General features: G+C 61.2%; 11 protein-coding genes. 5 read left to right on the top strand and 6 right to left on the bottom strand.

Features of this window, described 5'->3' with window-relative positions; genetic code table 11:
* The 5 genes from narJ to EEB13_RS16535 form a co-directional block, all read right to left on the bottom strand.
* Positions 1 to 654: a nitrate reductase molybdenum cofactor assembly chaperone gene (narJ, locus tag EEB13_RS16555; protein ID WP_141485826.1), complete on the bottom strand. Its 654-nt coding sequence runs from the start codon at positions 652 to 654 to the stop codon at positions 1 to 3.
* Positions 651 to 2,309, bottom strand: a complete 1,659-nt coding sequence (gene narH, locus EEB13_RS16550) for a nitrate reductase subunit beta (RefSeq protein ID WP_141485824.1) — start codon at positions 2,307 to 2,309, stop codon at positions 651 to 653. The genes narJ and narH overlap by 4 nt, the downstream gene beginning before the upstream one ends.
* Positions 2,309 to 5,986 carry a nitrate reductase subunit alpha gene (locus EEB13_RS16545; RefSeq protein ID WP_141485823.1) on the bottom strand — a complete coding sequence of 1,226 codons (3,678 nt, stop codon included), beginning with the start codon at positions 5,984 to 5,986 and terminating at the stop codon, positions 2,309 to 2,311. Before EEB13_RS16545 ends, narH begins: the two co-directional genes overlap by 1 nt.
* Before the next feature lie 126 nt (positions 5,987 to 6,112).
* Positions 6,113 to 6,511, bottom strand: a complete 399-nt coding sequence (locus tag EEB13_RS16540) for a low affinity iron permease family protein (RefSeq protein ID WP_033236203.1) — start codon at positions 6,509 to 6,511, stop codon at positions 6,113 to 6,115.
* A gap of 40 nt (positions 6,512 to 6,551) precedes the next feature.
* Positions 6,552 to 7,265: a GntR family transcriptional regulator gene (locus EEB13_RS16535; RefSeq protein ID WP_175393658.1), complete on the bottom strand. Its 714-nt coding sequence runs from the start codon at positions 7,263 to 7,265 to the stop codon at positions 6,552 to 6,554.
* Between the two features lie 109 nt (positions 7,266 to 7,374).
* On the opposite strand from EEB13_RS16535, the gene EEB13_RS16530 reads away from it, so the two are divergent.
* The 5 genes from EEB13_RS16530 (at position 7,375) to EEB13_RS16510 (ending at position 12,564) form a co-directional block, all read left to right on the top strand.
* Positions 7,375 to 8,094 (top strand): phosphonatase-like hydrolase, encoded by a 720-nt coding sequence (locus EEB13_RS16530; RefSeq protein WP_141485822.1) that lies wholly within the window; start codon positions 7,375 to 7,377, stop codon positions 8,092 to 8,094.
* An 84-nt stretch (positions 8,095 to 8,178) separates the two neighbouring features.
* Positions 8,179 to 9,147, top strand: a complete 969-nt coding sequence (locus EEB13_RS16525; RefSeq protein WP_141485821.1) for a phosphate/phosphite/phosphonate ABC transporter substrate-binding protein — start codon at positions 8,179 to 8,181, stop codon at positions 9,145 to 9,147.
* A 2-nt stretch (positions 9,148 to 9,149) separates the two neighbouring features.
* The gene (gene phnC / locus EEB13_RS16520) at positions 9,150 to 9,947 is read left to right on the top strand and encodes a phosphonate ABC transporter ATP-binding protein (RefSeq protein ID WP_033236206.1); all 798 of its coding nucleotides are present in this window, start codon (positions 9,150 to 9,152) and stop codon (positions 9,945 to 9,947) included.
* On the top strand, positions 9,944 to 11,539 hold the full coding sequence (phnE, locus tag EEB13_RS16515; RefSeq protein ID WP_033236207.1) for a phosphonate ABC transporter, permease protein PhnE: 1,596 nt from the start codon (positions 9,944 to 9,946) through the stop codon (positions 11,537 to 11,539). Before phnC ends, phnE begins: the two co-directional genes overlap by 4 nt.
* Positions 11,515 to 12,564, top strand: a complete 1,050-nt coding sequence (locus EEB13_RS16510) for a zinc-binding dehydrogenase (RefSeq protein WP_141485820.1) — start codon at positions 11,515 to 11,517, stop codon at positions 12,562 to 12,564. The genes phnE and EEB13_RS16510 overlap by 25 nt, the downstream gene beginning before the upstream one ends.
* Positions 12,565 to 12,695: 131 nt before the next feature.
* On the opposite strand, the gene EEB13_RS16505 is transcribed toward EEB13_RS16510, so the two are convergent.
* Positions 12,696 to 13,877, bottom strand: coding sequence for a serine hydrolase domain-containing protein (locus EEB13_RS16505; protein WP_261984606.1), 1,182 nt, complete (start codon positions 13,875 to 13,877; stop codon positions 12,696 to 12,698).
* Between the last annotated feature and the right edge of the window lie 62 nt (positions 13,878 to 13,939).

The raw sequence follows: 13,939 nt of genomic DNA, 5'->3' as shown, positions 1-13,939 counted from the left end.
TCACGTCACTCCTTCGCGGCGGGGTGGGACGGTCAGGGTGAAGAGTGGGAGTCCGACAGATTCGGCGGGTGGTCCCGAGGCGGCGAGCTGCTGGGCGCGACGCATGTCGTTGTCGGAAGCTGGGGGCAGTGTGTTGCACACTGCCCTGAGAACGGGAGCGTACGGCGAGTCCACGTCGGTCAGTGACGATCGGATCATGTCCAACGGAACGCGATGCGCCGAAAGCAGCTTCGCGCCGGTATCCGGGTCGACGAGAGCGGCGAACTCGAGGACGACAGTCAGGTGGTCTGCCGACTCGCTTTTCGGCGGATCAACTCCGGCCGCGCGATAGGCGTCGGCGAAGGCCAGGATTTCACGCCCGCGATTGCGGGTGTCACCCGCCGTCCAGTACGTGAGGTACAGCGTGCTGCGCCGCTTCAGATCGAATGTCTCGACGTACTGCGCCGCCGCTGCGAATTCCTCGCTGTCGCGAAGAAAGCGGTGAGTGAGGGTGAGTTGCTCTCGGGGAGCTGACGGGAGATGCCCGAGAATGTCCCCGACAACCGCGAGTCTTTCGCCTTGTCCACTGTCGGGGTATGCCAACAACAAACCGGCAGCGTGCCACACCAAGCGGTCCTGCCCGGCGCTGCGCCGACGTCGGCCGAAGCTGATCATTGGTTCTCGCCTCGATCAGGAAAGAGTCCGCTTGGCGAACCTTTGCCATCCCAGTTCAGAAGGTTGACCCGGGACGGGTTGGTCGAGTTGGCGGACATTTCGCCAGTTGTTTGACGCTCGCGTAGCGCGTGAAAAGTCTCGACTGCCACCGGGACCGGACCGCCACTGGCTTCGCCGAACGGGCCGGACTCGTGCATGCCCGGTCCGCCGTCGAAATCGAGAGAACACTCGGTGGCGCTCTCTTCGAGCTTGTGTCCGTCAACGGCGTAGGCGGTGGGAATGATGTACCGCTCGTCGTACTTCGCCAAGGCAAGGAGGCGATACATCTCGTACATGCTTTCCTCGGTCATTCCCACGGCCTCGGGTATGTGCGGCTGCGGTTCGCGTCCTAGGTTGATGTCGCGCATGTACGACCGCATAGCAGCCAGCCGTCGCAGAACTCCGTCGATCACATCGGTGTCACCTGCGGAGAAAAGGCCGGCGAGATATTCGATCGGAATTCGCAACGAGTCGAGAGCCCCGAAGAGGTTTCCGATGTCTTCACCGTCATGACCGTCGCGGCTCACAGCGTCGACGACTGGGGAGAGGGGTGGGACGTACCAGACCATCGGCATGGTGCGGAACTCCGGATGAAGCGGCAGCGCGACGCGATAGTCCTTGATCAGTGCGTGGATGGGAGATCTCTGTGCTGCTTCGATCCACTCGTCCGAGATGCCCTCTACGCGAGCACCTTCGATGACCTCGGGATCATTCGGATCAAGCAGCACGTCGAGTTGCGCCTCGTACAGGTCTTTGTCATCCGGAACTGTCGCGGCTGCGAGAACCTTGTCCACGTCGTAGAAGATGAGGCCGATGTATCGCAGACGGCCGACGCAGGTCTCCGCGCACACCGTCGGCAAGCCCACTTCGACGCGGGGATAACAGAACGTGCATTTCTCAGCTTTACCGGTCTTGTGGTTGAAATACACCTTCTTGTACGGGCATCCGGACACGCACATGCGCCAGCCGCGGCACTTGTCCTGGTCGACGAGCACGATCCCGTCCTCGGACCGCTTGTACATCGCACCCGACGGGCAGGACGCAACACACGACGGATTGAGGCAGTGTTCGCAGATACGCGGCAGGTAGAACATGAACGTGTCTTCGAGTTGGAGTTTGACCTCCGTGCTGATCTTTTTCAGAATCGGGTCGTCGGGAACGATCTCGGGTGAGCCGGCCAGGTCGTCGTCCCAGTTGGCGGACCATTCCACCTTCATGGGTTCACCGCTGATGAGGCTTCGCGGCGCGGCTACCGGCATATGCTCCCCGAGGGGAGCCTGGGTGAGATTCTCGTAGTCGTAGGTCCATGGTTCGTAGTAGTCCTGAATGGACGGCATCTTCGGATTCGCGAAGATGCGCGAGAGCTTCTTCAATCGGCCACCGTCACGCAGTCGAAGTCGGCCGTTCTTGTCGCGAACCCACCCGCCGTTCCACTTCTCCTGGTCCTCGTACGTGCGCGGATAACCCTGGCCCGGACGGGTTTCCACATTGTTGAACCACACGTACTCGGTACCTGATCGGTTGGTCCACGCCTGCTTACACGTCACGGAACAGGTGTGACAGCCGATGCACTTGTCGAGATTCATCACCATCGCCAGTTGCGCCATGACTCGCATCAGTACGTCACCTCCTGCGAGCGACGACGCACCACGGTCACTTCGTCGCGTTGGTTTCCGGTGGGCCCGAGATAGTTGAAGGCAAATGACGTTTGGGCATAGCCGCCGGCAAGGTGGGAAGGTTTGATCAACAGTCTGGTCAACGAATTATGGATGCCGCCACGCTTTCCCGTTGTCTCCGTGAGCGGCACGTCGATGGTGCGTTCCTGGGCGTGATAAACGAAGACCACGCCGTCCGGCATTCGATGCGACACGATCGCCCTGCACACGACGACACCGTTACGGTTGACGGCTTCGACCCAATCGTTGTCCGATACCTCGATTTTGGCGGCGTCGCCGGGGCTCATCCACATCGTCGGCCCGCCCCTCGAGAGGGAGAGCATGAAGAGGTTGTCCTGGTACTCGGAGTGGATCGACCATTTCGAATGAGGCGTCAGATAGCGGACGCTGAGACCGATTCCGCCGTTGCGATCTCCGAGAGCAGGTTCGCCGAACAGGCTTGCCATGTCGAGTGGTGGGCGGTAGATCGGTAGTTGTTCGCCCAGTTCCTCGATCCAGTCGTGATCGAGGTAGAAGTGCATTCGACCGGTGAGCGTGTGGAAGGGTTTGAGCTCCTCGATGTTGACGGTGAACGGCGCGTAGCGTCGGCCACCGGTTTCGCTGCCTGACCATTCCGGACTGGTGATCACCGGGACAGGTCGAGCCTGTGTGTCCGCGAAGGTGATTCGGCGTTCCTCACTGCCCGACGCCAAATGTGTCAGTGGTCTTCCGGTTCGTTTCTCCAGTTCGGCGAACCCTTGTACTGCGAGCCTGCCGTTCGAAGTTCCGGACAGCGCGAGGATTGCCTCAGCCATCTTTTCGGCAGTATCGAGCGCCGGTCTACCTGCGGCAGCACCCGAATCGAAGACCCCGTGTATGGCGGCGAGTTCTTCCACCTCACGCTTCGGATGTGTCGTGACGCCCTTGGTGGTGAGGCCGGCCTTCTCGACCAGCGGGCCCAGTGCAGCCCACTGCTCCGCGACGGCAGGATAGTCGCGTTCGACGACGACGAGGGGACCCATCGTCTTGCCCGGGACGGGTGTCTTTCCTTGCGAGTGCCAATCTTGTTCTCTACCCGAGGCGTAGGCCATCGCGCCGGGTGTGTCGTGTTGCAGTGTGCCCATCACGACGTCCCGACGTTTTCCGAGATGCTTTTCCGCCAACACGCTGAATGCCTTGGCAACCGCGCCGAAAGCGTCGAAATCCGAGCGGGTTTCCCACGGCGGGTCGATAGCGGGGGAGAATGCATGAAGGAACGGATGCATGTCCGTGCTCGACAGGTCGTGTTTCTCGTACCACGTTGCCGCAGGCAGCACCACGTCGGAAAGCAAAGTTGTGGACGTCATCCGAAAGTCGATCGACATCAACAGATCGAGTTTCCCCTCGGGGATGTCGTCGGTCCACGTTATGTCATTGGGGCGCAGGTTCTCCGGCGTCGGCTCGGCCTGCAGGTTCGAGTCCGTGCCGAGTAGGTGGCGAAGGAAGTATTCGTTTCCCTTGCTCGACGACCCGAGTAGATTTGCACGCCATACGCTCAGCACTCGCGGCCAGTTCTGGGGATTGTCGGGATCGGTGACAGCGAGTTTGAGTGCACCCGACGATAATTGGTTGGCAACGTGCTCAGCGACATCACATTCGTGTGCATCTGCCTCGTCAGCCAGATCGAGGCTCGATCGATCGAACTGGGGATAGAAAGGGGTCCATCCCATCGACACGGCCGATGTCATCACGTCCATCGTGTGTCGGCCACTGAAATTACCTCGGCCGACGGGGCTGGAGAGTGCATCAGCTTGGTAACCGTCGTAGCGCCACTGGTCGGTGTGGACATACCAGTAGGAAGTACCGGCCATCTGACGCGGCGGCCGGAGCCAATCCGTCCCCATTGCCACTGTCGCCCAACCTGTGACGGGTCTGCATTTTTCCTGGCCGACGTAGTGCGCCCACCCGCCGCCGTTGCGTCCCATCGACCCGGTGAGCAGCAGGAGGCTGAGAACTGCTCGATAGGTGGCATCGCCGTGGAACCACTGACAAATACCCGCACCCATGATGATCATCGATCGGCCACCCGATTCGACTGCGTTGGTGGCAAATTCACGCGCTATGCGAATCACTTGCGCGGCGCTGACGCCGGTAATCGATTCCTGCCACGCGGGGGTGTATGGCTCTGCCGGGTCGTCGAAGCCGGACGGCCACTGCCCCGGCATTCCGTCGCGCTGCACCCCGTACTGGGCGAGCATCAGATCGAAGACAGTGCACACCAGTCGATCACCCACACGGCGCACCGGTACACCCCGGACCATGGTTTCGCCGTGACCATCCGGTGTGTCGAAGCGCGGAAGATGTATTTCTGCAGTTTCACCCCAATCGGTGTCGACGCTCAGAGCAGGAACGATGTCGCCGAGGTCGAGATTCCACTTTCCGACACCTTCGTCGCCGAAGCGGAAACCGAGAGAGCCGTTCGGTACAACCATCTCATCGGTGGCGCGGTTGAGCACAACCGGCTTGAATGCAGCATTTTCGCTCGCCTCACCCAGATCGGCGGCGGTCAGGTTCTTGCCGGCGACAAGTCGGCCGTCGCGCTCCTCGATCGTGACGAGGAACGGAAGGTCGGTGAATTGACGCACGTAGTCGTCGAAGAACGGCTCACGCTGCTTCACGAAGAACTCCGACAGGACGACATGGCCCATCGCCATCGCCATAGCTCCGTCGGTGCCGGCGGCACACGGCATCCACTCGTCGGCGAACTTGGTGTTGTCCGCGTAATCGGGGCTGATAGCGACAACCTTGGTTCCGCGGTACCGAACCTCCGCCATCCAATGAGCGTCGGGGGTGCGGGTGACCGGGACGTTGGATCCCCACATCAACAGATACGACGCGTCCCACCAATCCCCGGACTCGGGCACGTCTGTCTGGTCACCGAACACTTGAGGTGACGCCACCGGGAGGTCCGCATACCAGTCGTAGAAGGACGTCATGACGCCGCCGATGAGTTCGATGAACCTCGATCCCGCTGCGAAGGACACCATCGACATCGCCGGAATGGGGGAGAACCCCGCAACGCGGTCTGGCCCGTACTTCTTGATGGTGTGCACGTGTGCCGCGGCGATCATCTCGGTTGCCTCGGCCCACGTGACCCGTACCAGGCCACCTTTTCCCCTGGCCTGCTGGTACTTTCGCCGACGTTCCGGATCGGCTTGAATGTCGGCCCACGCATCTACCGGATCACCGAGTCTGGCCAGTGCCTCGCGGTACATCTCGACGAGAACACCCCGTGCGTACGGGTAGCGGACCCTAGTGGGTGAGTACGTGTACCAGGAGAACGCGGCACCGCGTGGGCAGCCGCGCGGTTCGTACTCAGGACGGTCCGGCCCTACTGTCGGATAGTCGGTCTCCTGCGTTTCCCAGGTGATGATGCCGTCTTTGACATAAATCTTCCACGAACACGACCCGGTGCAATTGACCCCGTGCGTAGAGCGCACCACTTTGTCGTGGCTCCAACGATCGCGGTAGAAGATATCGCCTTCGCGGCCGCCTGTGCGCTTCACGGTGCGAAGGTCGTCCGAGAATTTCCCAGGAGTGAAGAAGCGCCCGCCGCGGAGCAGGATGTCCTCGGCGCTGCTACCGATGTGTTCGACCACTGTGCACTTCCTTCACGTCTTCTCCAACGCCACAGCGATGGAGAATCTGACGAACGAGCATGCACGTCCATAGAACCGCAAATTCGGACTCGTCGCGACGGTTCGGGCGAAATGGACAGTCACATTTCAGTGGCGTTCTTCGAGTCCAACAGCCTCCCGGAGTCGTTTGGCAGCAGTTCGGAGCTCGGGATCATCGAATGCGGATGAATCCAGCATTGCTGCCAGTGCCTCGGCGATGACGTTGAGCTTTTCTTGCGACGCTTCGCTCGCGCGGCGGCCGGCATTCTCGAGCAGCACTACCAACAGCAGTGTGAAAACACTCGCGACTGTATGAATGGCAACCTGCCAGGTCTTGAGATCCGTCCACCACGGCAAGCTGATAAACCAGGCCACCACGATGGCGACGCACAGGAAGAAGAACGGTGCCTGACTGACTCGCAACTCTGCATGTTCGACGAACACGTCAAACCGCGAGCGGCGGTTACCGCCACTGCGGGTTTGAGCAGCGTCGCTGCTTCGCTCCATGACCAGAACTTTAGTCGGCGACGATTGATTGCGCGTGTGTTTACGCGTGCATGACTGCAGTGAAGGTCATGCGGTCACCGCGGTAGAGGGATCGTCTCTGTTCGATTGGAACACCATCGATGTCGTAGGACACTCGGTTGAGGAGGAACATCGGGGTCCGCGGGTCGACGTTGAGCAGTGATACTTCTCGGGCATCGGGGAGTACTGTCTCAATGCTGTCGACGACGCGATCGAATTGTATTCCGCGTGTGCGCAGTTCGGCGTAGAGAGAATCTCTGTAGTCGAAGGTCTCCATCAGGCCGGGGATTCTGTGGGCGGCGATGCGGGTTGTTTCCAGTCCGACACGGACGTTGTCGGTCGTGAACACTCGCTCGAGTTGCACCACTGCGTCACCTGGTTCAATGTGCAGGAGATCCGCGAGGTGCTCGTCAGCGCCGTCCATCGACCACCCGACCAGAATTCGAGTAGCGGTCATTCCTTTGTTGCGAGCGGCCTCGGTGTACGAGCCGATAGCAAGCGGCAGAACGACTTTAGGGTCAGCGACAACAGTTGTTCGACCGCGCCGCTCGATGCGGCCGGCAACGAGCAACTCCCGCATCGCCTGACGCAGGGTTTCCCGAGATACGTCGTATCTCTCGGCGAGATCTCGTTCGGAGGGGAAAGAGTCGCCTGGTGACAGGTCGTCGAGAAGCGCGTCGAGATTCTTGCGCACGATCTGATGCTTGAGCATCCGAGGTTCTGCGTCGACCGCCATGCGTCAGACACTACCATTTCTTGGTCTAGACCAAGATGTCACCGTTAGTTCATTGTCAGTTCACGCAACGGATTCGCCTTGGTCTATACCAACATGCATCGTATGGGTCATGACGAATTCGACCGCGACACAAGCGCTTAGCGAAACTTCCCTAGTTGGACCTGCCATTGAACTGGTTGTCATGGACATGGCCGGCACCACCGTCGCCGACGACGGTCTCGTCATCGACGCCTTTGATGCCGCGGCCACTGCGGTGGGTCTCGCCGAGTCCGGCGCAGACCGCGACGACGCTCGCCGCTACGTCCTCGAAACGATGGGTCAGTCCAAAATCGAAGTCTTTCGAGCACTCTTCGGCGCGGAAGACCGCGCCCAAGCCGCCAATCACGCTTTCGAAGCGGCGTACGACGCGCGAATCGACGGCGGTGTGACCTCAGTGCCCGGGGCTGCCGACGCCATCACACAACTCCGGGAGGCCGGCGTTGCAGTGGTGTTGACGACCGGCTTTTCACCGGCCACGCAGCATCGAATTCTGGACGCTTTGGAGTGGGGCACTGTCGCTGATGCTTATCTGGCGCCGGGGGATTCGTTCCGAGGGCGTCCGCATCCGGATCTCGTGCTCGCTGCTGCACTGCAGTGCAGAGTCAGTGACATGGCGGCTGTCGCCGTGGTCGGTGACACCGCGAGCGATATCCGATCGGGTCGACGCGCAGGTGCGTCCGTCGTCGCCGGCGTCCGCACCGGCGCCCACCGGAGCGAGGTTCTGATCGATGCCGGCGCGACCCACATCCTCGACAGCATCACCGATCTCCCGAGCCTCGTACTTCGCTGAATTCGCTAGCCCTGAGTTCGCTCAGCCCTGAACTCGACTGATGCCTTATCTTCCCTGCTTTCACTCGACCGAACGGACCACGACATGAGTATCCGCACTCTTCGCCGCGCCAGCATTGCTGCGGCCCTTCTTTCCACCGCCGCACTTGTCGCTGCCGGTTGTTCCAGCTCAGGTGCTGAAACCACAACTGAACAGGGATTCCCGAAAACCCTGACACTGGCCGCAATTCCGGCTGAAAACTCCACCGACCTCAAATCCAGCTACGACCCGGTGATCGAACGACTGGAACGCGAGACGGGGGCGAAAGTCGAATTCGTCCAGGCATCCGATTACGCGGGCGTGGTCGAAGGTCTCATCGCCGGCAACGTCGACCTCGCGTTCTTCGGTCCCTTCGCCTATGTCGTCGCCGGTATCAACGGTGCACAGATGACGCCCCTCGGGGCCGTCGTGAAGAACGAAGGAACTCCTCCCGGGTACCAGTCGTACGCAATCACCCGCTCGGACAACAATTCCGTCAATAGTCTCACCGACTATGCAGGCAAAAAGGTCTGCTTCGTCGATCCCAGTTCGACATCCGGATTTCTTTACCCCACGGCCGGACTCATCGAAGAAGGTGTCATCGCCTCCGGTTCGGAAGCAGACATCTCCGCCGCAGTCACCCCCATCTACGCAGGCGGACATGACGCGTCGGCGCTCGCAGTCAAGAGCGGTGACTGCGACGCCGGTTTTGCATTCGACACGATGGTCGACAAGACCATGATCGACAACGGTGAGCTGAAGCCAGGTGAGCTCAAGACTGTCTGGAAGTCGGAGATGATCGCAGGATCGTTGTTCGCTGCCAACGACGAACTCGGTGCCGACGCGATCGCGAAGCTGAAGGCGGTCTTCAGTGAAGGTATGAACTCCGCGGCCTTCCAGGCTGACGGCATCTGCACCGACGAATGCCGCATCACCGACGAACGCGCCTGGGGCGTCGTACCGGCACAGGACAGCGATTACGACGGCGTCCGCCACGTATGCGAGGTCACCGGTTCGCAGAAGTGCCAAGGCTGATCATGCCCACACCCCCGAACGACATAGTCATCAGCGCACGCGACGTCACGAAGACCTTCGGTTCCACCACCGCACTCCAGAACGTCAACCTCGACGTGCACCGCAGTGAAATGCTCGTGCTGCTCGGTCTTTCGGGCTCCGGCAAGTCCACACTGCTGCGCTGCATCAACGGACTCCATCCGATCACCTCTGGCAGCGTTACCGCGCTGGGCACCCGCATCGACTCAGCTCCGGCGCGTGACGTGCGGGAACTGCGCAAGAACATCGGATTCATCTTCCAGCATTTCAATCTCGTCGGACGCCTCAGCTGTCTCGAGAATGTTCTCGTCGGAGGTCTCGGACGACTGCGCATCCCGCGCTACGGGACGCTGACGTATCCGAAGTCGATGCGCATCGAGGCTCTCAACTGCCTCGACCGGGTTGGACTCGCAGATCTGGCCGAGCGCCGCGCCGATACCCTCTCCGGTGGACAGCAACAGCGCGTGGCCATCGCGCGCACCCTGATGCAGCGGCCGAGCATCGTGCTCGCCGACGAACCGGTGGCCTCGCTCGACCCGGAGAACGCCGGTGTTGTCATGGATCTGCTGCAGCGGGTGTGCACCGAGGAACAGCTGACCGTCGTGTGCACGCTCCATCAGGTCGACCTCGCGCTGGGCTGGGCACACCGGCTCGTCGGCCTTCGCGACGGAGAGGTAGTTCTCGATCGTCCGGCGAGCGGGCTGCGACGCGAGGATGTCATGCCGATCTACCAACGCCTCGCACCCGAGCGTGACGCGCTGTCGGTGGTGGGATCGACGTGACCACCACGCTCGGTCAACCACCACCGAAAACTGATTCCCCGCAGACAGTTACGCGAAATAGACGTTGGCTACTACCCGCGTTGAGTGTGGCTGCAGTGGTTGCGACGCTTCTGTCGGCGCAGTACATCAACTTTGCACCCGCGACACTGATCGACGGCCTCGAAGATGTTCAGCGCCTACTCGGACGCATGCTCCCGCCCCGCGTGGACGACACCGGGCGTATCGTCTCGCTCGCCTTCGACACGCTGCTGATGGCCGTGCTTGGTACTGTCCTGGCCGCGATCGCTTCCATTCCCTTGGCTTTCCTCGCTGCGCGCAATACAACTCCGCATCCGTGGGTGTACAGCGTCGCGCGGGCCGTCATCACGTTCTGTCGGGCCATGCCCGACCTACTGTTGGCAGTGCTGTTCGTCCGAGCACTGGGCATCGGTGTCCTCCCCGGGATTCTTGCGCTGGCGCTGCATTCGATCGGCATGCTCGGCAAGTTGTTTGCCGATGCCATCGAGCAAACCGACAGCGGACCGCGGGAAGCGATCCGAGCCACCGGCGCCGGATACCTGCGTGAAATGATCAATGCTGTTGTACCCCAGGTTGTTCCCGCTTGGATCGGCGCGTTCGTCTACCGCATCGACATCAACCTGCGCATGTCGGTGGTTCTCGGATTTGTCGGTGCCGGCGGAATCGGGTTTGCGCTACAAGATGCGTTGCGGGGACTGATCTACCCGCGCGCCCTGGGGATCGTGCTCGTCATTCTGGCCATCATCGCCGCGATGGAATTGGTGGCGATCGCCGTACGGCGCACGCTGCTCGTCCCGTCGATCGGTGGACCCCGCCGTGATCGAGCGATGCGTATCGGTGCTTCGACGTTGCTGATCGCGGCCTGCATCGCCTCGTTTGTCGTACTCGAGATCGACCCCAGAGCGCTGTTGACGTGGGTTGGGCCTTCCGTGGAGGTCTTCGGGCGCATGGTGCCGCCCGATTTCTCCTCGCTCGGTGCCGAACTGCTCGACGCCACCGTCCAGACTGTCGCAATCGGCGTCGTATCCACGGCTATCGGCGTCGGACTTTCGATCCCGGTCGGAATCCTCGCTGCTGCCAATGCGACGCCGCATCCTGTGCTTTATTGGCTCGCGAGGGCGTGGATCGTCGTGGTGCGTGCCGTACCCGAACTTATTCTCGCCGTCGTGTTCGTTGCGGCCGTCGGGCTTGGCCCGGTGGCGGGTACGTGCGCCCTGGCGATCGGCTCGGTGGGATTTCTGGGCAAACTTGTTGCCGACGCTGTCGAGGAGATCGACCCGGGGCCGCTCGACGCAGTGACTTCGGTGGGTGGCGGTTGGTGGAATCGAATCTTCAGTGCTGTTCTGCCACAATCTATTCCTTCGATTGTCGGATCCAGTCTGTATCTACTCGACGTCAACATCCGCACGTCAACCGTCTTGGGCATCGTTGGCGCCGGCGGCGTGGGATTCCTGCTGTTCGAGTCGATTCGCACTCTGAACTTCCAGATCGCCGGTGCGATCGTCATCGTCATTTTTGTCATCGTCTACATCGTGGAAAGGATTTCCGGATGGATCAGATCACTCCTCGTTTGACGCGGGCAGCCGTATGGACACGCGATGGCGTCGACATCCGGGAAATGGAGATTCCCGAACTGGGTTCGGGGGAGGTCCTCGTGCGTGTCAGCCTCGCCACGGTCTGTGGCAGCGACCTGCACACTGTGTCCGGACGCCGCGACGCGCCGTGTCCGTCGATCCTCGGGCACGAAGCCGTCGGGCGAGTGGTCGCCATCGGTTCTGGCACAAACCCTGAGGTGGTGGGGGAGTGCGTGCGCCCACTCGCGGTCGGTGACCGAGTCGTGTGGTCGGTGACGGTCCCGTGCCATCGCTGCCCACGCTGCGCCAAGGGTTTCACTGCCAAATGCGTGAACGTGGGCAAGGTTGGGCACGAATCAGCGCTAGGGCCATGGACATTGAGTGGGTCGTACGCCGCACATATCGTTCTGCCGAGCGGGACCGCGATCTCGCTGGTTCCCGATTCATTGCCCGACGCGGTGGCCGCACCGGCAGCGTGTGCAACCGCGACCGTGATGGCAGCGCTCGAAGCGGCGGGGGATCTCACTGACAAACGAGTGCTGATCTACGGGGCTGGGATGCTTGGTGTCACGGCTGCCGCTGCTGCAACGGAGGCCGGTGCCGTAGTGCAGACGGTCGAGCCGAATCCATTGCGGCAAAGTCAATCTCATCAGTTCGGTGCCGACGACGATGATGATCGGCTGCTCACCGATATTGCAATCGATTTCTCCGGTGCCCCGGCTGCAGTGAACGCCGCCCTGCGCCGCCTCGACCTGGGAGGTCGTCTTGTACTCGCCGGGTCAGTCAGCCCCGGCCCTGCGGTTTCAGTGGACCCGGAGGATGTTGTTCGTCGGTGGCTGACCATCACTGGTGTGCACAATTACGAACCGCGACATCTCGGTCAGGCAGTTGCGTTCCTCGCAGCGACGAGTGAGAAATATCCGTGGGCAACTCTCGTTGACGAACCTGTGCCGCTCGACGCAATGGAGGACGTTCTTCAGCCCCCATTGTCGCCTGTCGTACTCAGATCATCGGTCGCCCCCTAGTAGGCCACAAGGTTCGTGTATCACGGAACCTTGTCGATGCAGGAGAGAAGGCTGCCGTCACCGTGTTCCGGAGCGTTCCATTCGGGAGAGGATGGTCGTAGGAACATGGAGTTGAATCGATCGGGTTCACATCACAAAGAGCGGGCGATCGCTTCCGCTTGGGCACCCAATCTGGCCAATCTCAGGTCAACGAACGGTGTGAGAGCGCCACCCATTCTGTTTGTGACGAAGGCTAGTGCCAGGCCGGTTTCCGGGTCGGCGAATGCGCCCGATCCGCCCAGTCCGTAGTGCCCGAAGGCATGTGGCGATTGATTGCGGTGGGCAACGAACGCCGAGTGATAGCCGAGTCGCCAGTTCATCCGAATTCCGAGAACGTAGTCGCGAGCAATCGTCTGCACCTCTCCGACCTGTTCGAGGGTTTCTTCGCTCAGGAACCTGTCTTCTCCGACGACCCCCTTGTTCGCCAGTGCTGCGTACATACGGGCGAGGGCGCGCGCAGTGAAAACGCCGTTCCATCCGGGCATGACGTAATCGTGGATGGAAGGATTGTGGACAAGTTTGTCGAACCCCTCCGGCATGCCGGCATCGGCGATATTTCGCAGTGCCGGCATTCGTGCCAGCGCGTAGGAAGCCGTGTCCCATGGCACCTTGAACGGATTGATCCGGGGGAAGAGTTTTGCAATTCGATGGCGTTGACCTTCGGGCACCTGGAACCAGAACTCTTCGATTCCAAGGGGTTCTGCGATTTCGGTGCGGACAAGATCGGTGAACGATGAACCGGTTGCCCGGGTTGTAAGCTCCGCGACGAGGGAACCGAACGTGACTGCGTGATATCCGGGCGTAGTGAGGCGGCGTCGGTCCGGTGTAGCTGACGCGAGAGCGCTGACAATGCTGTCGTGATCGAGCAGAGCCAACTGTCCCGGAACCAGGCCACGTACACGATGTAATCCGGCTTGGTGAGTCAACAGTTGCCGTACCGTGACGGCGTCCTTGCCGGCACTCGCGAACTCGGGCCAGTATTCGGCGACAGGTGCGTCGTATTCGATCAGCCCGCGTTCTGCGAGACGGTGCAGAACCGTACTCGCAACACCTTTTCCGGTGGAGAAGGACATGGATACGGTCTCTGGTTGCCAGCGCGTGTCACGGGCCGCCCACCCAGACCAGATGTCGACAACTGGCTCGCCGCCGAAGTAGACCGCAAGCGCGCCGCCACCGCTCGAGGGCCGCTCGAAGAGTCGGAAGAACTGCCCGGCCAGCTGACCGAAACGAGGATCGACGAACTTAACGCGTTGCCCGGAAAGCTCGGAACGCATCGGCACCGGTATTTGAGTCGGGCGGATGCTCTCGACCTCGCGGGGACTTGTCATGATGTGTA

This window comes from Rhodococcus sp. WS3, assembly GCF_003797085.1.
In the GTDB taxonomy this organism is placed as follows: Bacteria; Actinomycetota; Actinomycetes; order Mycobacteriales; family Mycobacteriaceae; genus Rhodococcus_F; species Rhodococcus_F globerula.
Note: the sequence above shows the minus strand (reverse complement) of the source record. Positions and strands in the feature narration are given on the sequence as shown.

Bases quoted from the DNA above. Each gene is read 5' to 3' on its own strand.
- narJ (WP_141485826.1), bottom strand. From the start codon at position 654: ATGATCAGCTTCGGCCGACGTCGGCGCAGCGCCGGGCAGGACCGCTTG.
- narH (WP_141485824.1), bottom strand. From the start codon at position 2,309: ATGCGAGTCATGGCGCAACTGGCGATGGTGATGAATCTCGACAAGTGC.
- EEB13_RS16540 (WP_033236203.1), bottom strand. From the start codon at position 6,511: ATGGAGCGAAGCAGCGACGCTGCTCAAACCCGCAGTGGCGGTAACCGC.
- EEB13_RS16535 (WP_175393658.1), bottom strand. From the start codon at position 7,265: ATGGCGGTCGACGCAGAACCTCGGATGCTCAAGCATCAGATCGTGCGC.
- EEB13_RS16530 (WP_141485822.1), top strand. From the start codon at position 7,375: ATGACGAATTCGACCGCGACACAAGCGCTTAGCGAAACTTCCCTAGTT.
- EEB13_RS16525 (WP_141485821.1), top strand. From the start codon at position 8,179: ATGAGTATCCGCACTCTTCGCCGCGCCAGCATTGCTGCGGCCCTTCTT.
- phnC (WP_033236206.1), top strand. From the start codon at position 9,150: ATGCCCACACCCCCGAACGACATAGTCATCAGCGCACGCGACGTCACG.
- EEB13_RS16510 (WP_141485820.1), top strand. From the start codon at position 11,515: ATGGATCAGATCACTCCTCGTTTGACGCGGGCAGCCGTATGGACACGC.
- EEB13_RS16505 (WP_261984606.1), bottom strand. From the start codon at position 13,877: ATGCGTTCCGAGCTTTCCGGGCAACGCGTTAAGTTCGTCGATCCTCGT.